Below are 18,237 nucleotides of genomic sequence, written 5' to 3'. Positions count from 1 at the left end.
TGTCATGTCGCAGGACATCGGTGACAGTTCTGTATCTGGACATCGGTGGCGTTTTGAGTGGTTTTGGTGGTGACACTTCTGGTTTCTTGAGCGGTGCCGACCGCCAATGAACCCGTTGATCCTCGTGTCCGCCTCGCGATCGCCCAGTGGCCTGATGACGCGCCACGCGGAGCGGTGACGACATTCTGTGCCGAACACCGGATTTCCCGGAAAACGTTCTACGCGATCCGCGCGCGGGCACGAACCGACGGCGCGGCAGCGGCCCTGCAGCCGCGCAGCAGGCGACCCAAGAACAGTCCGACCAAGATCACCGACGAGACCCGGCAACAAGCCCTCAGGGTCCGCGCCGCGCTGGAATCCTCGGGCCTGGATCACGGGCCGATCAGCGTGCACGACCAGATGCGGGTGATGGGACTGGTCCAGGTGCCGTCGATCGCCTCACTGGCCCGGATCTTCCGGGAAACAGGTGTAGCGCGGCTCGAGCCGCGCAAGAAACCGCGCTCGGCGTGGCGCCGGTTCGTTTACCCGGCACCGAACGCGTGCTGGCAGCTGGACGCGACCGAGTACGTGCTGACCGGCGGCCGTAAATGCGTGATCTTCCAGCTCATCGACGACCACTCCCGTTACGCGGTCGCCTCCCACGTCGCTTGGGGCGAAACCTCGGAGGCGGCGATCACCGTGTTCGACAAGGCCGTTGCCGCACACGGTGTGCCGCAACGGCTGCTGTCCGACAACGGTGTCGCGCTCAACCCGTCACGGCGTGGATTCCTGGGCCAGCTCGTCAAACACCTCGCGCAGTTGGGCGTGGAGGCGATCACCGGCAAGCCATACAAACCAACCACCCAGGGCAAGAACGAACGTTTTCATCAGACCTTGTTCCGCTACTTGGACAAGCAGCCACTGGCCGGCACGCTGGCCGAGCTGCAGACCCAGGTCGACGCGTTCGACCACATCTACAACACCGAGCGTCCGCACCAGGGTCTACCCGGTCGGATCACGCCTCAGACGGCGTGGCACGCCACCGCCAAAGCCGAGGCTCCACGACCCAAACACGACCCTTGCTTCGCTGCCCTGGATCAAGACGCTGACCTCTACCGGCACCTTCTGGCTCGACGGCGTCGCCTACAAGGTCGCCGGCGGGCACGGGTTCGAGCAGGTCTACATCATCACCGACGGTGACCAGATCATCGTCGCCGACCTGCACGGCGAAATCCTCATCGAGCACACCCGAGCAGCACCGGGAGTCAAATACGTCGGCAACGGGCGACCTTCCGGACTGGTCCCCAAGACCCAAACGTCACCGATGTCCTGAGACATCAACTGTCACCGATGTCCTAATACAGAACTGTCACCCATGTCCTGAGACATCACATGTTCGGGGTCGATGATCATCATTCTTCGAACATACCTTCGACAACCGACACATTCACCCCTCACCAGCACCGCCGCGCGCGAACTTGCGCTGCCGCGCGCGAATTCGCACCGCCGCGCGCGAATTTGTCGAACGGCACGTCGTTGTGTCGGCAGCTTTTCCTCGAACGGCGGGATCGCGACGACTCCCGACGGAACATGAGTTTGGCAAGCCGCCGCGACTGGTTCTGCGCGGCTTCCACATGGAGACGCTGGATCGTTCGAACGCGACGAGACATCGCGGCACACTCTCAAGCGCGGCGGCGGCGACGTGATTTGCGAGCACGCCGGCGGATTCGACGGCCATGGCGGCGCCGGCAGTTGGCAGAACCCGGCGGCAGCATCGCCGAGCAGGGAGATTCGGTTGATCGCCCATCGATTGGCGCGTCGGTCGAGCATCGGACGGATCGAGGATGCAGCGAAGGTCCGCAGCGACGTGGGTCAATTCTCGCTACGCGCCCCGGCTTAACTCCCCACCGGACTCTGCAACCACGCCCAATCGACCCCGGCCAACCGCCCGATGAATCCGAACGTGCCCAGTACCCACAGCGTCGCCACCACCACGACGGCGGTGAAGAGCACGCCCATTCCCTTGACCACCACATTTTGCTCCGCGAACCAGGCCATGAAGCGGTTGTAGCGGGCGCGCACCCAGCGCAGTACACGATGCGCCCATTCGAATTCGGACGCCAGAATGCCAAGCCCGGCAAAGACAATCAGCCACCCCGGCCCCGGATAGGGCACGGTGATGATGCCGACGACCAGCACTGCCGTACCAATCACGGCGATCGCGATGCGGTAAATGAGGTTCAGAGTCGGCGACTCGGCGATCTTGGCCCGCAGCTGCTGCGCCCAGCGGCTCACGCTTTGTTCGTCGCTGCTCACAATTCTCCTGGTCGTTCGTCGAGTTTCACCAATCAGGTATGAAACGCCCGAAACGCCGAAATCGTGCCCTCTGGGTCCTCCACCTGTGGGTAGTGTCCGATTTGCGGCAATTCCACCACATCGGCGTCCGGTATGAGCTCGCGATACCGAGCGACCATGTGCGCGCCGGACACCGGATCGAGCAGTCCATCGATCACCCGCACCGGAACCTTGGCCTCCTGCAGTGCCCCGACCCACCGTTCGCGGTACTGACGTCGCTCGTCGATGTAACGAATCAGCTTGTGCGAGAGTCGGTTCCCCTCGTTGTAGTGCGCAAGCCGCCAGAATTCGTCGAGTTCCGCGGCGCTCGGCTTCGTGTCCGGTCCGAACACCGAGGCGAGACTTGCACCGAACGCGCGGCGCGTCGACAACCGCGACAGCACCGGGCCGATCGGCGTTCGCAACAACTTCTGCACCAACAACGCGCGATGCGTCTCGGGGAATAACCCGCCGTTCAGCAGACATACCGACTGGATCCGTGCAGTCGGACGCGCGTTGTCACGCGCCACCAGTTCTTGCGCGACGGTGTCGCCATAGTCGTGAGCCAGGATGTGATAATCCGAAATCCCTTGGTCGGCAAGGAAATTCTCGTGAATGTCGGCCTGGTCGAGGATCGAGTACTGATAGTCGCGTGGCTTGTCCGACCAGCCGAAGCCGATCATGTCAATCGCAATCACCGTCGCAAATTGCTGCTCGAGCGCGGGCCATACCGCATGCCAATCCCACGACGCGGTCGGAAAACCATGGATACACACGAGCGTCCCGGATCCACCGACCCCACCGGAGCGCCAGAACACTCGGTGCCCGCGATGAGTGAAGTATTGCCCAGACGCTCGCCAATCCTCGAAAGCGCTCACCGCGCCGACGCTACTACCCTGCGCCGCGTCGGTGTCGGCAGTCCGCGACGATATGACCGCCTGTTCCAGCCCGACACGCCACCATTTGGACTCGCTTTGGTCTCGTGTCCGATGCCATTTGATAGCAACACCTTCCCCTTTTGCCTCAGCTCTATACATTGATCACAATTCGGTCGAAATTCACGCCGACTCGGCGTGTCTCGACTCTTCAACGGGCGTGGAGGTGGCGGTGCGCACCCGAAGTGCAACAGCGCAACGATGGGTTCTGTCAGCCATCACTGTCTGCGCCATCGCGGCGGTCGCCGCCCCCGCGCATGCCAATCCCGTCGTGCAACCGGTCGCGGCCGACCCGAGCGTGATTCGAGCCGCCGACGGCAAGTTCTACATGTATACGACGGGCGACGACTGGGGTGACGGGCACGGCACCCACGACATGTCGATCTTCACCTCCGACGACCTGGAGAGCTGGAAGTACTCCGGCGACGTCTTCAAAAACCATCCCAGCTGGCATCCGGCCGGCAAGGTCGGCTGGGCACCGGACGCGCACTACAAAAACGGCCAGTACTCGCTGTATTACGCGCTCGGCGATCCCACCAACCCGTGCATCGGACTGGCGACCGCGCAGGCGCCGACCGGCCCGTGGACAGACCTCGGCAAGGCCGTGTTGTGCGCCAAGGACGTCGGGGTGGAGGGCACGATCGACCCCTTCGTCTGGGATGACGGCACGTCGAAAACCATGATCGTGGGCAACTTTCACGGCATCTACGCGATCCCCCTCGACGCTGCGGGGCACGCACCCGCCGGTAAGCCGGTGCAGATTGCCGACAAACGCTTCGAGGCGCCCTACGTGCAATTTCACGACGGCTACTACTACCTGTTCGTGTCCGCCGGTAACTGCTGCCGCGACGCGAACACCGCATACCGCGTCCTCGTGGGACGCTCCTCCTCGCTCACCGGCCCGTACGTGGATCGCAAGGGCACCGATCTGAACAACGGTGGCGGCGCACTGGTGCTCGCCGGCAGCGATAAATGGGCTGGGCCCGGCCACAATTCGATCATCACCGACGATGCCGGCACCGATTGGATTGTCTACCATGCCATCCCGCGGGCTCGGCTGGAACTGCCCAGCGGGGCCCAGCGTCGTGAGGGCATGATCGACCGCATCACCTGGGCCGACGGGTGGCCCGAGGTCGGCGACGGTTCGCCGTCATCGACGGGGCCGGAGGTACCGAAAATCACTTCACCCGTGAAGGTTTCGGTAGTCAGCGATGATGCGCAGCTACCGGCGTCGGGCGGCACGGTCAAGGCCGCGCTGCGGATCACGGCGCCGGCCGACGCTGCCTACTCCGGCAAGGTGTGGGCCAATTACACGTTGCCGAGCAGCACGAAGGAAGCCACGCTGTTGCAACCGCAGGACGTCGCCCTGCAACCCGGTCAGTCCGTCGACCGCCCGATCACGTTCACCGTCGACTCCAACGCGTCACCGGGCACCTACGAACTGATCGGGTATGCCGGACCGTCATCCGATCAGCCGGTACAGTTCGGCGCCCTGATGGCGCAGAAGGCGACGAGCGTCGCCAACAAGCAGTAAGCCGACTGGGTCAGCGCTTACGCGGCTCCCCGCGATAGGGCCCGAAGCTCCACAGGTTGCCTTCCGGATCGGCCACGGCGAACTCGCGGTTGCCGTAATCCTGGTCCGCCAACGGACGGACGATGTTTGCTCCGGTGGCCACCACCCGCTCGTAGAGGTCGTCGACATGGTCGGTGACGACGTAGGCGCCGGAGGTTCCCGGCTCGCGACACCACTGGCCGCCGGGCTTGTGGTCACCCAGCATGATGCCGCCACCCTCTGGCCAATCGAGTTGGGCGTGCGCAATTTTGCCGTTTTCGTCTTCGTAAACAGCGGTCTCCTCGAAGCCGAGCGTGTTGACCAGCCAGTCGATCAACGCGCGGGCGTCGTGGGCCTGCAGGCCCGGCCAGACCGTCGGCGCGGGCAGGGTGCGGGTATCGGTGGGGTTCTCAGCGGTAGTCATGGTCCTAGTCTGTGACCGGCTGGTGGCCGCCGGCTTGGATATTTCGGAGTTCTTCGGCGACGAACTGGGTGGGTGACGCTTCGGTGAAGCGCTGGAAGTCGCGCACCAGGTGGGAGTGGTCGTAGTAGCCGCAGTCCTGGGCAAGATCGGCGAGATTCGGCGTGCGGCCATTGCGGATTTCCGCTCCGAGGCCGGCCAGCGCACGGTCGAAACGCATGAGCCGGCCAAGCATCTTCGGCCCGACGCCGATCTCGCGGCCGATGAGCGTACCGAGCTGTCGCGAGCTCATCGACGTGTGGCGGGCGAGTTCCTCCACCGAGCCATTGCCGCCGGTACTGGCAAGCCAATGCCACGCCGCGGCAACCTCGCGCCGCGGGCCGGGATGGTCTTCCGCACGCATAGCGCGGCGCCACAGGAACTGTTCGACCGCGCCGAACCGCTCTTCCCAGGTCGGCAGGTCGTGCAACCGATCGCGCAGGATCGCGACCTCACGACCGAGAACGTCGTCGCCTTCGTGAGTCAACGCGGTCAGCGCACCCGCCGGCAGTCCGAACAGCCGACGAGCGGCGAGCGGATGAACCGCAAGCTGAATGCCCACCTGACGCTTCGGCTGCAGCACGTACGCAGGGCGAGTATGCATACCGCCGATCAGCACCTCGTTACGGGTCAGCCGGCCCTGCGCCCAGGCCTGTGGGCCGTCGGCCGAGGTGATCGGCTCCTCGAGGCTGATGATGAACGTCAGATACCGCGACGGTAACCCGCGGTGCAGACCGGGCGTAAGCCCGTCGGACAGATACCCGTACACGGCCGAGACACCCGGCACCGCCAGCGAGGTTCGGACGAACTCTCGCGCCGGTGGTTGGTGGGTGCTCACACGATCAAGTATGCGTCTGGGCGGCCAATTCACGATCCAACGACGTCAGGGCGGAAGTGAGCGCACGGCGGTCCGCGTCCGACAGCCGATTCAGGGCCGCAGCAAAGCGCTGAATCCGAGCGGACGTCAGCCCCGAAATCAGCTCGATCCCGGCGGGGGTCGCCGCGAGCAGGCTGGCACGCCGGTCATCCGGATCCTCCGAACGGGTGATGAACTCCGTCCGTTCCAGGGCGGCGATGATGCGCGACATCGTCGGCAGCGAAACCCTTTCGGCCGCAGCCAGATCGCTCATTCGCGCTGGGCCGATGCGGGTGAGCGTTGCGAGCGCGGCGGCCGTGGCGGGTGTGAGCGCGCCGGTGTCTCCGGAGCGCCGGATGGAGCGAGCAATCCGGGCGATCGCCAGGTAGGCATCGGATGCTTCCGACAGCAGTTGCTCATCCATCGTCTCGACCAGTCACACCCTCACGCGCACGGCTTCTTTTCCCACCTCTTCCTCAATACCACTGTCGGATAGGAGCCCCTCGCGTGACGCTTCGGCGAGTTCGACCTGCTCGTCGTGCACATATCGGCCACCGGCCAGCCATGAGGCCGCCGCGCCGAGGAACATCATGACCGCGGCCGCGACGAACACGACGATCAATCCCGAGTGGAACGGCCCGGAGATCAGGTGCGGGAAGAAGCTCTGACCGGTGAGGACGTCGTGGTTGACGCCGGCCCGGGTCAGCTCGCCGCTCGGTGCCAGCAGCTCCTGCATCGGGTTGAAGCCGAGGAATGCCGCGAACAGACTGCCCACCGGCGGCAGGCCAGCGACCGAGTGTGCCACTCCAGCCGATACGCCCTGACTCTGCAGCCCGCTGCTCATGGCACCGGGCAGCGTGTTGGACAGGCCGACGATCATGAGCGAGAAGAAGATGCCGATCGACAACGCGGTACCACCGTTGAACAGCGTGCCGCGCATCCCGGAGGCGACGCCGCGCTGGTCGGCGGGAACGCTCGACATGATCGCCGCAGTGTTCGGCGAGGAGAACAGCCCCGAGCCGACGCCGTTGAGGAACACGATCAACGCGAACAGGCCGTAGTTGAAGTCCACCGGAATCAGCAGCAGAAGTAAGAACGTGACGCCGACCAGGATCAATCCGCCGGTCGCAAATGGGCGCGCGCCGAAGCGATCCGATAACCATCCAGACAGCGGGCCGGCGGCAAGGAAGCCGACGGTCAACGGCAGGAGGTAGATGCCTGCCCACAGCGGCGTGGACTCGTAGCTGAAGCCGTGGAGCGGCAGCCAGATGCCTTGCAGCCAGATGATCAGCATGAACTGCAGGCCGCCGCGACCCACCGAGGCCATCAGCCCGGCGAAGTTGCTCAGGCCGAACGCCCGAATCCGGAACAGGCCCAGATGGAACATCGGCTCGGCGACCTTGGTCTCGACGATGCAGAACACGACGAGCATGGCCACCCCGCCGATGACACCGGCGAGCACCCAGGGGTTCATCCACCCGGTCGAGGAATCGCCGTAGGGCTGGATGCCGTAGGTGATGGCGGCCAGCAACGCGGTCAAACCGACAGCGAATAGCGCGGTTCCGGCAAAGTCGAGCTTCCCGGGATTGCGTTCGCCGAGTTCGTGCAGTGACTTGTAGCCCCATACCGTGCCGAGCAGGCCCACGGGCACGCTCACCCAGAACACCGCGCGCCAGTCCCAGTCGGCGAGTACGCCGCCGATGATGAGGCCCAGGAACGACCCGCCGACCGCAGCGACCTGGTTGATGCCCAACGCCATTCCGCGCTGGTTCGTCGGGAACGCGTCGGTGAGGATTGCCGAGGAGTTCGCCATCAGCATGGCACCGCCGACGCCTTGGACCACACGCCAGCCGATCAACCACAGCGCGCCACCACCGCCGTCGAACGGGTCGAACGATAGTGCGATGGCAGAGACGGTAAAGACGGTGAAGCCCTGGTTGTAGACCTTGACTCGGCCGAACATGTCGCCGAGGCGGCCGAACATGACCACCAGGACGGCCGACGTGAGCAAGAAGCCCATCAGCATCCATAGCAGATAGCTGACGTTTCCCGGCGAGAGCGGGTCGAGGTGGATGCCCCGGAAAATCGCCGGCAGCGAGATGATGACGATCGAGGAGTTGATGGTGACCAACAGAATGCCGAGCGTCGTGTTGGTCAGCGCGATCCACTTGTAGTGCGGATGGTCGCGATCGACCCGGATCCGGCGCCGGATGGTTGCGACGTCACCCACATCGAGATCGGTGTTATCGGAACTACTCACGCGGTACACCCCATCAGCCAAGCCCTACTTAGTTGCTTATTGCTAACTAAGTAGACAGCACTGAGATTCCCGCGACCAACTCACGTGAGCAGCGTCACTCCCTATTCAGCACCGAGTACCGTCAGCGCCGCCTCGGACGCGAAGAACGGCTCGAAGCGCTGACGGATCTGATCGGCGAGAACGCCGTCGGCAACGAGCGCGTCAATAACCGGCGGGGCAAACCGCCGAGCCTCATCGAGCAGTTGCTCGCGACCAATGCCCAATTGCTCGAGGAGCTCCCGCAACGACGTCTCACCGAAGCGGGCGAAGAACGTCTCCACCCAGGCGTCGACGAGCGCCAGGATGTAATCCTTGTTCCGCGTCGACATCACCAGGTCGTAGCCGATGCCGGTCAGTTCGCGGTTTTCTTCCTCGGACAGGTACTTGCGCAGCTCGGACACGGGCTCGTCGGCGTGTAGATCCCAGACCTGCAGGACCGTCTCCTCTACGGGCGCATTCTCGATGAGGTCGGAGATGGCGTTTTCGGTCTGCTTCAGCGTGTACTCGGCGCTCTTACCCGAGATGGCGTCGAGCTGTCCCTTGCCGACCTTCGCGGCAGTCGAGGCGACCTTGTCACCGACCGAGAACAACGACGAGACGCCCGGTACCCGCTCGGCACGCTTGCGGTTGCCGGCGACGAAGTCCGCGACGATCTTGCCGACGAACCGCGAGGCAAGCTGGGCCACGAGCGGACTCAACATCAACTTGTCGAATAAGCGCTCCTGGGCCGTCGTCATCCGCAGGATCGCCGCGGTGAGCGCCTGGATCTGATCCCGGTCGATTACCTCACCGAGCTGGTAATCGGACGCCGCGTCGAGGTTGTAGAACGTGTCGGCAAACGGCGCCACGAGTTCGGACACCACCGAACTGCCGCCGACGCGATCGATCCCGATTCGGGCCGCAGCCTGCACATCCTGCGGGGAAACCACAGCGCCCAGCTTCAGCGTGTCTGCTGCGGCCAGGACGAGGTCGACTTCGCGGACGACAACCTCGTCGAATCGCTCGGTCGCATCGGCCACGACATAGGCGACGAGCGCGTCGAGCAACTGCGCGGCCTTCGCCTGCGGATCTGGGCTCATGCGATTGCATTCCTTCCCCACGCCAAACACTGCGGTCGTCGAGCGTGGCCCGTCACAGCAGCCTTCGCCCTTGCCGACCGAGCATATCCGCGTGGGATGACAGGCCACTCAGCGCGGCAGCCGCACCTCGACCCGGGCGGACGTGCCACGCGGAGTCGAGGCGATCTCCACCCGATCCGCCAGCTGGCGCGCCAGCCACAGCCCGCGGCCCCGTATCTGATTCGGTTGCGGCGGTACGAAACCCACCCAGGGATCGGTGGGACCCTCTCCCGCGTCCGATATCTCGTACACCAGCGAATCCTTGCCGGAGAAGGCGCGGACCTGCACCGGGGGCACACCGTGCTCCATCGCGTTGGTCGCTAATTCGCCAACGGCCAGGTTGAGATCGGTCACCTGCTCACCGGTCAAGCCGACTTGCCCGCAGGTGTGTTCGACAAGTTGTAGGACTGTCCGCAATCGCCCGTCATGTTCCACCTGGCCCAGCAGCCGGTCGGGCGTGGGCAGCGGCAACGCCCCGGCGAAGTGTGCGGGGTCGGTGAACTGCTCGACGGGGAGCCGTTCGCCGCCGGCGATCGCGTGCGGATGTGTGCGGCGAGCATCATCGATGATCCTGTCCGGCAGTCGGCGGACGTCATATGGACAGACAATCCAGGCCGGGCGCGGACCGAATGCGACATTGAGCACGGACTCGTACCGCGTCCACTCGGCGTGTTCTATCTCGGTGGTGCCGAAGTCGACTTCGCCGATCACCCGCAGTCGGTTCGCGCCGGACTTCAGCCCGTCGTTGATCGCCGAGTGATAGGCAGCGATGGTGCGCGCCGGCGTCTGATACCACTGCTGCGAATCGATGAACCGAACATCATCCGCCCGAGATCCCAACGATCGCGCGAGGTTGGCTTGGTTCGCGGGCGTCGTCACCGCCAGCACCTGCTCCCCCCGCTCGAGGCCCTCGCGGACGAAGGGGGCGAGGGCGTCGACGAATTCGGCGTCCGATTCGTAGATCAGGGCATCGTGCTGCAGGCCTACGGTCATGGCGCAGTCCCCATAACCAGCGAAGCGAGGAGGCCAGGCATGGTCGCCGCACGTTTCGCAGCGTCGGGAGACCTCATTTCCCGAGCATACGTCCGCACACTCATGCGACTGCCTCGCTTCAGACCGTCGACGCGCCGATGAGGTGACCGACAGCGAACGTCACGATCACCGCCACGGCGCCAAGCACCAGTTGCCGCAACCCGGCGCGCAGCAGCGGGCGGGCGGTCAGCGCTCCCACCCCGACCCCGCCCGTGACGAGCGCGATTGCGGTCAGCACCAGCGACGCCGGCAAGGACGCGAAGCCGCACAGGTAGGGCAGCAACGGCCACACGGCGCCCACCGAAAAGGCTGTCAACGAGGCGGCCCCGGCAAGAACCGGCGACGGCAGGTCGTCGGGGTCCACACCGAGTTCGTCGCGCGCGTGCAGCCACAGCGCCAGATCGCTGTCCGAGGACACCGCGGCCGCCATACGCTGTGCCGTATCGACGTCTGCGCCATAGGAGGCGAATCGCTCGGCCAGCTCCCGTTGCTCCTGTTGCGGGAACCGCGCGTGCATCTCGCGTTCGATCTCCACCTCCGACTGAACCAGTTCGTTCTGATTGGACACCGACACGTATTCGCCGGTGCCCATCGAAAATGCGCCGGCAACCAAACCGGCCAGGCCGGTCAACACGATGGTGTGCGCGGCAACACCGCCACCACCGACGCCCGCGATCAACGAGGCATTGGTGACCAGCCCGTCGACCGCGCCGAAAACCGTTGGGCGCAGCCACCCACCGGACACGTCCCGGTGGCGGTGCGCCGCCCAGCCGCTGTCGAGCCGCCGTGATGCGCGTCGAGCGTTGTCCTTCGCCATCGCCACCGCCCTCTCTTCGCCGTCTTGTGCACACTAGGCGGCGGCACCCGCCGAGGAGCGGATCAACGTAATTGTGGCAACACATGTCTGCCGTAGAAGTCGATGGCGACGGCAGGATCGCGCTCCGGGAAATGCATAAACGGCGTGGCACCCGCGGCCAGAACCGCACCGACTGCGCTGATGTGCGTGGCCGGATCGGTGCCGGTGGTCCACTTGGCCAGCACCTTGTCGAGCGGGTTCGATTCGACTGCGCGCTGGATGTTCACCGGGTTGGGCTGATCGACGGCCCCGGCGGTGAACCGCCACAGTTCGGCGGCGTGCCGCGCTTCGTCGGCGTCGCCCACAACAGCAAACATCTCGGCCCACCTCACAAGATTGGCCGGGTCGCGGCCCGCGGCTTGGGCGCCGCTGTCGAACGCAGCGCGGAGTTTGGGGTCGCTGACCGACGCGGACTGGGTGATCCAGCCGTCACCGAATTGGCCGGCCAGCTTCGCACTTTTCGGGCCGCCCGCCGCCACGTAGATCGGCGGTGGCGACGTCGGCACGTCGTACAGCTTCAGTTGATCGGTATGGAAATAGCGACCGGCGAAGGAGATTCGTTGCCCGCTCCACAGTTGCCGAATCAGTAGATCGCTTCGACGAGGCGGTCGTGTCGCTCGGTGTACGGTCCGAACTGCGTGGTGGCGGCCTGCTCGTTAAGTCGTTCGCCGGTTCCCACACCCAGGAACACGCGGCCGGGCGTCAGGATCGCTAGCGACGCGAAAGCCTGCGCGATGACTGCCGGGTCGTAGCGGTAGATGGGGCAGGTCACTCCGGTACCGAACGAGATCCGGTTGGTGCGCTGGCCAACGAGTGCCAGGGTGAACCAGGGGAACATCGCGTGTCCCTCGTTGTCCTGCCACGGCTGGATATGGTCGCTGGCCCACACGTACCGGAACCCGGCCTGCTCGGCCGCCACCGCCTGCCTGACCAGATCATCGGTGCGAAATTGCTCGTGCGCCAAGACGAATCCGATGTTGTGGCCGGACGTGTTACCCGCAGGACTGGATGCGGGCGAACCTTGTGTGCTCGGACCGCCGCAGCCGAGCACCGCGGTGCCAGCGGCTCCCAACACGGCTAGCTGGCCGAATGCGCGGCGCGACATGCCGATCACCGACCGGGTCTACCCGTCCGCGCAACCCTCACACGCCGCGGTGGCGTTTTCCTCCGGGAGTCTTCAGCGTCCCCGGAGTGCCCTGTGCGCTGCCGGCCAGAACGCCATCCCCGCGCTGGCGAGGCCGCCGAGCCCGATCACACACACTGCGACATCGACGCTTTTGCGCCCATCGTTGGCCCAGTAGACGTCTTTTAAGTCCAACAGCAGTGCCAGTTCGTCGACCACCAGCGCCGCCCCGGCGCCATAAGACAAGGCAACCAGCGGGTGGCGACGATGCTCTTCTGCTCCGCGAACCGCGATTGCACCGACCCCCGCCAACGTGGCGATGCCGATGTTGTAGTGATGGAAATGCTTGCCGCCGACGCTGATTCCCCCGCCGGACGGGCCGTGCCCGTTGCGTATCCAATGCGTCAGCAGACGCACCCCTGCGAACGTTGCGGTGAACGACGCCCAGGCCAGGACCGCTCCCTGTTCTCCACGCTCGAGAGTCGCCTGCCAGGCGTGGCGCACCCGGTGCGCCCGGTCAGGCACGGTCGCAAGGTCAGCCGATGGCGTCTCTTCCACCGCTCAGACCCCCGCCGCGCGTGTGCCGCACTCGCCACAGAACTTTGCCCCGGCCGCAAGTTCCGTTCCGCAGTTGGTGCAGTGCATGGTCTTCGGCGCCAGCGCCGTTCCGCAGTCCTGGCAAAATTTCGCGGTGGCCGTGTTGTTGTGACCACAGTTGGGACAGCTGACCGCCGACTGAACATCCGCGGCGGCACCGCTCGGCGGCGGTCCCGAATAGCCGCTCGGGCCCCCACCGGCAAATCCGCGTTCCGGCGGCGCGGCGGGCGGATACTGGTTGGCCTGTTGGCCCATGCCGAGCCCCAGCCCGAGAAATGCCCCGCCCACGGCGCCGTCGCCCTTACTCATTCCCTCCCCCGCGCCGAGTGCCATCTCACCTTGTGCGTACTGATTGAAGCTGCCTGCCAGTCGGGAGTAGCTGGTGTCCTTTGCCAACCGCTTCAACTGGGCCTGGTCCTCCGCGGACAGATTGATATCGAAGTTGCCCATTCGCGTTATGGCGACCCCGTACGTCGCCAATTGTTTGTTTCCATTGCTGACAATCCGCTCCTCGATCTCGGGCGAATAGGCCGAAAGCCCGAGGATCGGCCAGCCATTTCGGACAATCTGGGTGGTGATGTCGGTGCGCAGGACCTTGAGCAACTGGTCGCTTACCCAGCCACTCACCTTCCCGTTGTCGGTAAGATCTACGGTCCCAATGAGATTCGTGATCAGCGTGATCGGATCGGTCACCCGCAGCGCATAGTCGCCGAACACGCGCAGCGTGACGATCAGGCCGGTCTGCGGATCCTGCACGTCATCGATGCGACCGCCGAAGGTGAAGCCCGTCAGTTCCCGATTGGCGACGAAATACAACTCGGCCCGGTATGCCCGGCCACCGGTCGCGACGTCGATGAGCGCGCCGAGGCCGGGGATTTCGTCGGCATCGATCTGATGCCGACCCGGACCCATCGTTGCCGCCACCATTCCGGTGTTGACGAAAATGGCCAATTCGTCGGCATTGACGATCGCCCGGGTAAAGCGCCGGATGCTGTGATCCGGCCATTTGTAGACGAGTTGCTGCTTTCGATCGTCCGGTACCGCGATGAATTCGCGGCTGAAGAGGACCATGATCGCCTCCGGGGTGAGAACCAGTGCAATCAATGTAGACCCGAAATCCCCGCTGGAAGCGCTGATCGATTCGGTGAGGTAACCGGCCCGTAGCGGAAGCGGCCAAACGCTGCTAATTTCGTCCTATTCCAATCGCGCTCACCAGGCGCGGTCCTGCGCACCAGGAGGTCGCATGGATCGGATCGAGTGTCAGTGGTGCCACAGCCACAACACCGGTGAAGCGACGACCTGCGCCACGTGTGGCGCGCCGCTGGATGTGCGCGACAAAGTCAGCGAGGCAGGCTGGCGGGAAGCGCCACGCCTGCGCGACATGACCGAGTTCCGCTTCTCCACCAGCATCTGCCAAGTGGAGGGTGAACTCGTTCCGGTCGCCGAAATCAGCCTCGGTCAAGGCGACGCCGTGTATTTCGAGCATCATGTCCTGCTCTGGAAGGACGAGGCGACCCCGCTGTCGCAGATGAACATCGGCGGCGGCATGAAGCGCAGTCTTGCCGGGATGCCGTTCCTGCTCACCCTCGCACACGGACCCGGCCGGGTCGCGTTTTCGCGGGACGCGCCCGGCGAACTGGTCGTACTGCCCATGCATCCCGGCATGGAGATCGATGTCCGCGAACACGCCTTCCTGCTGGCGTCGCACGGCATCAGCTATTCGTTCGTGCGGATCAAGGGCCTGGCCAACATCCTTTACGGTGGCGGCGGCATGTACATGGACCGCTTTGTCACAGCTGGGGATCCGGGAATGATGATGCTGCACGGCTATGGCGATGTGCTCGAGCGGACGCTGGCCGCGGGCGAGAAGATCGTTGTCGAGCCCGGCGCATTTCTCTACAAGGATTCGACCGTCACGCTGAACACCACCCAGCTGCCGATCAAGACCGGAATGCTCGGTCGCGGCATGTTCATGGCCGAAATGGTCGGACCGGGCCGGGTCGGCATCCAGTCGATGTACGTTCACCACCAATCGAACTGACGGCATCTGATGACCACAGCCTCCTACACCTGCCGCTATTGCCGGCAGCCGAGCGATGCCTCGGCGCTGTCCTGCCCGTGTTGCGGCGCCCCAGTGGACGTTCGTGCCGCAGTGAGCAACTCGGGCTGGACCAAACAGCCGCCGGTCAAAGACATGGCCCGCATACAGTTCGGGCAATCGCACGTGCAGATCGTCGGAAAGCAGGTACCGGTCGCCGAATTCGCCCTCGCCGGGAATGACTGGATCTACTTCTCGCACAGCGACTTACTGTGGTGCGAGCCGACCGCGCGACTGCAGGCGATGGGTCTCGGCGGCGCGTGGAAGCGGATGCGGGCGGGTTTGCCGATCGTCATGATGCAAGCGGCCGGTCCCGGACGCCTCGGCCTCGCCGACAACGACGCGGGCGAGATAGTGGCGCTGCCGTTGAACTCCAGTCAGTCGGTCGCCGTGCGGGAGCATCGGCTATTGGTGGCGACCGGCAGTGTGTCCTACGACTGGCAACGCAGCCAGATCTGGTACGAGACGATTGACGGGGACGAAAGCGAAACCCATTACCCGCTGGGCTATATCGAAGATCGGTTCCACGCCCCGACCGTGCCCGGGCTACTGCTGCTGCACTCCCCCGGCAACACGTTCATCCGGGACCTCGCGGCCGGCGAGACGATTCTGATTCGGCCCGCCGCATTGCTGTACCGCGATACGAGCGTCGACTGCCACCTGCACTTCGAGTATCCGCAGGCCAGCATGGGCACCCACGCAATGGGCATGATCGCGAACTGGGCGGGCGACATGGCCCGCGACAAGGTCGGCGACATGCTGGGCGGCTTCTTCAGCAAACGCATCAACCGGGTCGGCTTCACCTATAGCCACCGCAACGCGTGGCTACGCCTGATCGGACCGGGACGAGTGGCAGTGCAGTCCGTCTACGAACGGGAAAACGACACGGGCCGCGTTCGACGTGGGTCGTACGCCACCGAATACCGCTGGGGAAACCCGCTCGGTTCTATTGCTGCTGAATATCTTTCGTGATGGCCGCAAGCTGCTGACTGGCGAACTCGTCCAGCACCGCGTTGGTCAGCACAACGGTGTCGGGGCAGTCCGGCGCCGCCTGGAGACGGTGTTCGCCTACTTCGGCGGCGATCTCGGTCAGGGCAGCGACACGCGCGGCCAAGGCCGCCCGCGCGCTGTGACTCGCCTCCCCGGCACTGGCTAGCGCGTAGGCATGGTCGTCGATCTCGTCGAGTTCAGCCGCTAGATCGAGAACCATCCGGTGACAAAGCGGTTCGGCCCACCACTCGCTGGCCGCGATTCGGCGCACCGCCTGCTGTGCGTCGTCCAGCAACTGGCGTTCGGGCGTGGCGGTCAGCGGCGGTTTCCAGTCATGTCGAGACCGCCAGGTGCGGTCGGCGCGAATCCGTCGTCGCTGGGCGGACGTCAGCCGCAACGGATCAGCCGCAATGAACCGCCACACGACGGCGGCGACGGCAATCGACGCGAGCGCAACCACGGCGAGGGGCCACGAGTGATTGATCAAAGCAATCACACCGACCACACACGAGAGGCCCGTCGTTGTCGTCGCCAGAGTCCGCCAGTTTTCGCGCGGATACCGCGGTCCGTCGGCGGCGAGCCCGCGCGCGACCCGAGCCGCCTGGCGCGCGGCCGTCACCGGATCCGGCGGCCGCAGCGCTACCGTGCCGGAGACCACTGGCGGCAGCCACAGTGGCCGGCGAGGCGGGGACGGGGTCGACGTGATGAATCACCTCTGGAAGCAGCGCAGATCCTTCGTCCACCCAGCGTAATGCGGAAAAGCGCCAAATGGGTCCTTCCGGTCAGCGCCGACGCACAGCGGTCGACACGGGGTACCGTCGACGCCGGATTACCGCTACTCCGAGGGAGCCGTCGGATGGACGAACAGACCGTTGACCGTCAATACGCGCAGTTGCAGCAGCAGGCCCAACAGACGGCCGGACTCGTGCAGGCACTCGCCGGCAAGCTCTCCGCTGCCGCCGCGGCAGGAGATCAGAATGCCCGGGAATGGCAGCTCGATCTGAAAGAGATCGCCATCGCGATTCGCGACGAGGAATCCAGCGCAAATTCGTTGCTACAGGCCATTCACGCCTTGGTAGACAACCACGTCCAGTCGTTCGCGCCGCAACAACAGTTCCAGCAGCCTGCCTACCAGCAGCCGGTATACCAACAGCCCGCTTCGTATGCCGCGCCGCAGTACCAGTCCCAGGCCTACCCGCAGGGCGGCGGGGCGCTGCACCGATTCCTTGGTAGCGGCTTCGGTCAAGCGATCATGACCGGCGCGGGATTCGGTATCGGCGACGACATCGTCAACGACATCTTCGACCGCTGACACTCAGGGGCTACGGCTAGCCTCCGGCCCTCCCTGCCCTTCTCCCCCGCCCCCGGTGATCATGAGCAAATCGTTAGTCGCAACTCCGCGGTTGATGAGATTTCCTCATGATCACGGCTCGGAAGGGTGATCACGGGCCAGATAGGCGAGATGTCCGATTCCCGTAGTATGACCGGCTATGCCGGACCACGGGGATGTGATCGCGCCGCTGCGTGGTGCATCCGTGGCCGCGACATCTGGGGTGCTGAGCCTCGCGGCGCACACGGCCGCGGGTGGCGAACTCCCCTGCCATAGTTCTGCGGCCGTATTGCTCTGTAGCTGCGTCGGGCTCGGTTGGATGATCGGCTCCCTGCGCGCTCGCGCCAGCGTCGGCGTGGTGGTCGCGCTGCTGGTCGCCGGACAAATTGTCGGCCATGGTGCATTGACGGCCTTTTCGATCGGGCACAGCACTAGTTTGACGCCGACGATGCTGGCCGCGCACGCAATCGCGACCCTCGCTGCCGCAGCGGGCATTCGACTGGCCGAACAGTTGTACGTCGTGGCGTCCAGCACCCTCGCTGCGGCCACCCGAGTGAGCCGACCGCCGGTCGAACCGGCGAATTCCACGGTGGTCATCGAAAACGTCTGGGCGCCCAAGCAACTGTGGGTCGGTCCCGGGCTGGCCAGGCGCGGCCCGCCCGCGCACTGCTGATCAAC

17 protein-coding genes and 2 pseudogenes are annotated in these 18,237 nt (G+C 65.0%); 6 read left to right on the top strand and 13 right to left on the bottom strand.

All coding sequences use genetic code 11. From position 1 onward, the window contains the following. Positions 1–174: 174 nt before the first annotated feature. A pseudogene (locus tag FOS14_RS21285) lies at positions 175–1,083 on the top strand (DDE-type integrase/transposase/recombinase); the annotation flags it as partial. 792 nt (positions 1,084–1,875) lie between these two features. On the opposite strand, the gene FOS14_RS21280 reads toward FOS14_RS21285, so the two are convergent. Continuing rightward, positions 1,876–2,295, bottom strand: coding sequence for a TIGR02611 family protein (locus FOS14_RS21280; protein ID WP_255450509.1), 420 nt, complete (start codon positions 2,293–2,295; stop codon positions 1,876–1,878). Positions 2,296–2,327: 32 nt separating this feature from the next. Next, positions 2,328–3,191, bottom strand: coding sequence for an alpha/beta fold hydrolase (locus FOS14_RS21275; RefSeq protein ID WP_255450508.1), 864 nt, complete (start codon positions 3,189–3,191; stop codon positions 2,328–2,330). A 229-nt stretch (positions 3,192–3,420) separates the two neighbouring features. On the opposite strand from FOS14_RS21275, the gene FOS14_RS21270 reads away from it, so the two are divergent. Next, the gene (locus tag FOS14_RS21270; RefSeq protein ID WP_255450507.1) at positions 3,421–4,782 is read left to right on the top strand and encodes a family 43 glycosylhydrolase; all 1,362 of its coding nucleotides are present in this window, start codon (positions 3,421–3,423) and stop codon (positions 4,780–4,782) included. Positions 4,783–4,792: 10 nt separating this feature from the next. Here FOS14_RS21270 and FOS14_RS21265 read toward each other — a convergent pair whose 3' ends face one another. The 10 genes and pseudogenes from FOS14_RS21265 to FOS14_RS21220 all read right to left on the bottom strand — a co-directional run bounded on the left by FOS14_RS21265 (position 4,793) and on the right by FOS14_RS21220 (position 14,212). Next, a complete protein-coding gene (locus FOS14_RS21265) occupies positions 4,793–5,224 on the bottom strand; it encodes a VOC family protein (RefSeq protein ID WP_143772862.1) in 432 nt (143 codons plus the stop codon). 4 nt (positions 5,225–5,228) lie between these two features. Beyond that, the gene (locus FOS14_RS21260; protein ID WP_143772861.1) at positions 5,229–6,098 is read right to left on the bottom strand and encodes a helix-turn-helix domain-containing protein; all 870 of its coding nucleotides are present in this window, start codon (positions 6,096–6,098) and stop codon (positions 5,229–5,231) included. A 4-nt stretch (positions 6,099–6,102) separates the two neighbouring features. Next, complete coding sequence (locus FOS14_RS21255; protein ID WP_143772860.1) at positions 6,103–6,540, bottom strand: MarR family winged helix-turn-helix transcriptional regulator; 438 nt, start codon at positions 6,538–6,540, stop codon at positions 6,103–6,105. Positions 6,541–6,552: 12 nt separating this feature from the next. After that, positions 6,553–8,376 carry an MFS transporter gene (locus tag FOS14_RS21250; protein ID WP_185981876.1) on the bottom strand — a complete coding sequence of 608 codons (1,824 nt, stop codon included), beginning with the start codon at positions 8,374–8,376 and terminating at the stop codon, positions 6,553–6,555. A gap of 101 nt (positions 8,377–8,477) precedes the next feature. Next, entirely contained in the window at positions 8,478–9,494 is a 1,017-nt protein-coding gene (locus FOS14_RS21245) for a hypothetical protein (RefSeq protein WP_143772859.1), read from the bottom strand. Positions 9,495–9,602: 108 nt separating this feature from the next. Further along, entirely contained in the window at positions 9,603–10,526 is a 924-nt protein-coding gene (locus tag FOS14_RS21240) for a sensor histidine kinase (protein WP_143772858.1), read from the bottom strand. Positions 10,527–10,644: 118 nt separating this feature from the next. Then, entirely contained in the window at positions 10,645–11,382 is a 738-nt protein-coding gene (locus tag FOS14_RS21235) for a VIT1/CCC1 transporter family protein (protein WP_143772857.1), read from the bottom strand. Between the two features lie 62 nt (positions 11,383–11,444). Next, positions 11,445–12,535: pseudogene (locus tag FOS14_RS21230) on the bottom strand (F420-dependent hydroxymycolic acid dehydrogenase). Positions 12,536–12,598: 63 nt separating this feature from the next. Continuing rightward, entirely contained in the window at positions 12,599–13,069 is a 471-nt protein-coding gene (locus tag FOS14_RS21225; protein ID WP_255450505.1) for a hypothetical protein, read from the bottom strand. A gap of 36 nt (positions 13,070–13,105) precedes the next feature. Beyond that, entirely contained in the window at positions 13,106–14,212 is a 1,107-nt protein-coding gene (locus FOS14_RS21220) for an SPFH domain-containing protein (protein WP_143772855.1), read from the bottom strand. Positions 14,213–14,384: 172 nt separating this feature from the next. Between FOS14_RS21220 and FOS14_RS21215 the strand changes: the two genes are divergently transcribed. Together FOS14_RS21215 and FOS14_RS21210 are read left to right on the top strand one after the other, a co-directional pair. Further along, positions 14,385–15,182 carry an AIM24 family protein gene (locus FOS14_RS21215; protein ID WP_143772854.1) on the top strand — a complete coding sequence of 266 codons (798 nt, stop codon included), beginning with the start codon at positions 14,385–14,387 and terminating at the stop codon, positions 15,180–15,182. 9 nt (positions 15,183–15,191) lie between these two features. Continuing rightward, positions 15,192–16,211 carry an AIM24 family protein gene (locus tag FOS14_RS21210; RefSeq protein ID WP_143772853.1) on the top strand — a complete coding sequence of 340 codons (1,020 nt, stop codon included), beginning with the start codon at positions 15,192–15,194 and terminating at the stop codon, positions 16,209–16,211. Here FOS14_RS21210 and FOS14_RS21205 read toward each other — a convergent pair. Then, on the bottom strand, positions 16,186–16,887 hold the full coding sequence (locus FOS14_RS21205; RefSeq protein ID WP_143772852.1) for a hypothetical protein: 702 nt from the start codon (positions 16,885–16,887) through the stop codon (positions 16,186–16,188). The two genes, FOS14_RS21210 and FOS14_RS21205, sit on opposite strands and share 26 nt — an antisense overlap. Before the next feature lie 198 nt (positions 16,888–17,085). Here FOS14_RS21205 and FOS14_RS21200 point away from each other — a divergent pair, with 198 nt between their 5' ends. Both FOS14_RS21200 and FOS14_RS21195 read left to right on the top strand, forming a co-directional pair. After that, the gene (locus FOS14_RS21200; RefSeq protein ID WP_143772851.1) at positions 17,086–17,541 is read left to right on the top strand and encodes a hypothetical protein; all 456 of its coding nucleotides are present in this window, start codon (positions 17,086–17,088) and stop codon (positions 17,539–17,541) included. Between the two features lie 178 nt (positions 17,542–17,719). Further along, complete coding sequence (locus FOS14_RS21195; RefSeq protein ID WP_143772850.1) at positions 17,720–18,232, top strand: hypothetical protein; 513 nt, start codon at positions 17,720–17,722, stop codon at positions 18,230–18,232. Positions 18,233–18,237: the final 5 nt, after the last annotated feature.

The organism is Skermania sp. ID1734 (assembly GCF_007489285.1).
Taxonomy (GTDB): domain Bacteria; phylum Actinomycetota; class Actinomycetes; order Mycobacteriales; family Mycobacteriaceae; genus ID1734.
This window is presented reverse-complemented; position numbering and strand designations above follow the sequence as displayed.

Bases quoted from the DNA above. Each gene is read 5' to 3' on its own strand.
- FOS14_RS21265 (WP_143772862.1), bottom strand. From the start codon at position 5,224: ATGACTACCGCTGAGAACCCCACCGATACCCGCACCCTGCCCGCGCCG.
- FOS14_RS21255 (WP_143772860.1), bottom strand. From the start codon at position 6,540: ATGGATGAGCAACTGCTGTCGGAAGCATCCGATGCCTACCTGGCGATC.
- FOS14_RS21245 (WP_143772859.1), bottom strand. From the start codon at position 9,494: ATGAGCCCAGATCCGCAGGCGAAGGCCGCGCAGTTGCTCGACGCGCTC.
- FOS14_RS21240 (WP_143772858.1), bottom strand. From the start codon at position 10,526: ATGACCGTAGGCCTGCAGCACGATGCCCTGATCTACGAATCGGACGCC.
- FOS14_RS21235 (WP_143772857.1), bottom strand. From the start codon at position 11,382: ATGGCGAAGGACAACGCTCGACGCGCATCACGGCGGCTCGACAGCGGC.
- FOS14_RS21220 (WP_143772855.1), bottom strand. From the start codon at position 14,212: ATGGTCCTCTTCAGCCGCGAATTCATCGCGGTACCGGACGATCGAAAG.
- FOS14_RS21215 (WP_143772854.1), top strand. From the start codon at position 14,385: ATGGATCGGATCGAGTGTCAGTGGTGCCACAGCCACAACACCGGTGAA.
- FOS14_RS21210 (WP_143772853.1), top strand. From the start codon at position 15,192: ATGACCACAGCCTCCTACACCTGCCGCTATTGCCGGCAGCCGAGCGAT.
- FOS14_RS21200 (WP_143772851.1), top strand. From the start codon at position 17,086: ATGGACGAACAGACCGTTGACCGTCAATACGCGCAGTTGCAGCAGCAG.
- FOS14_RS21195 (WP_143772850.1), top strand. From the start codon at position 17,720: ATGCCGGACCACGGGGATGTGATCGCGCCGCTGCGTGGTGCATCCGTG.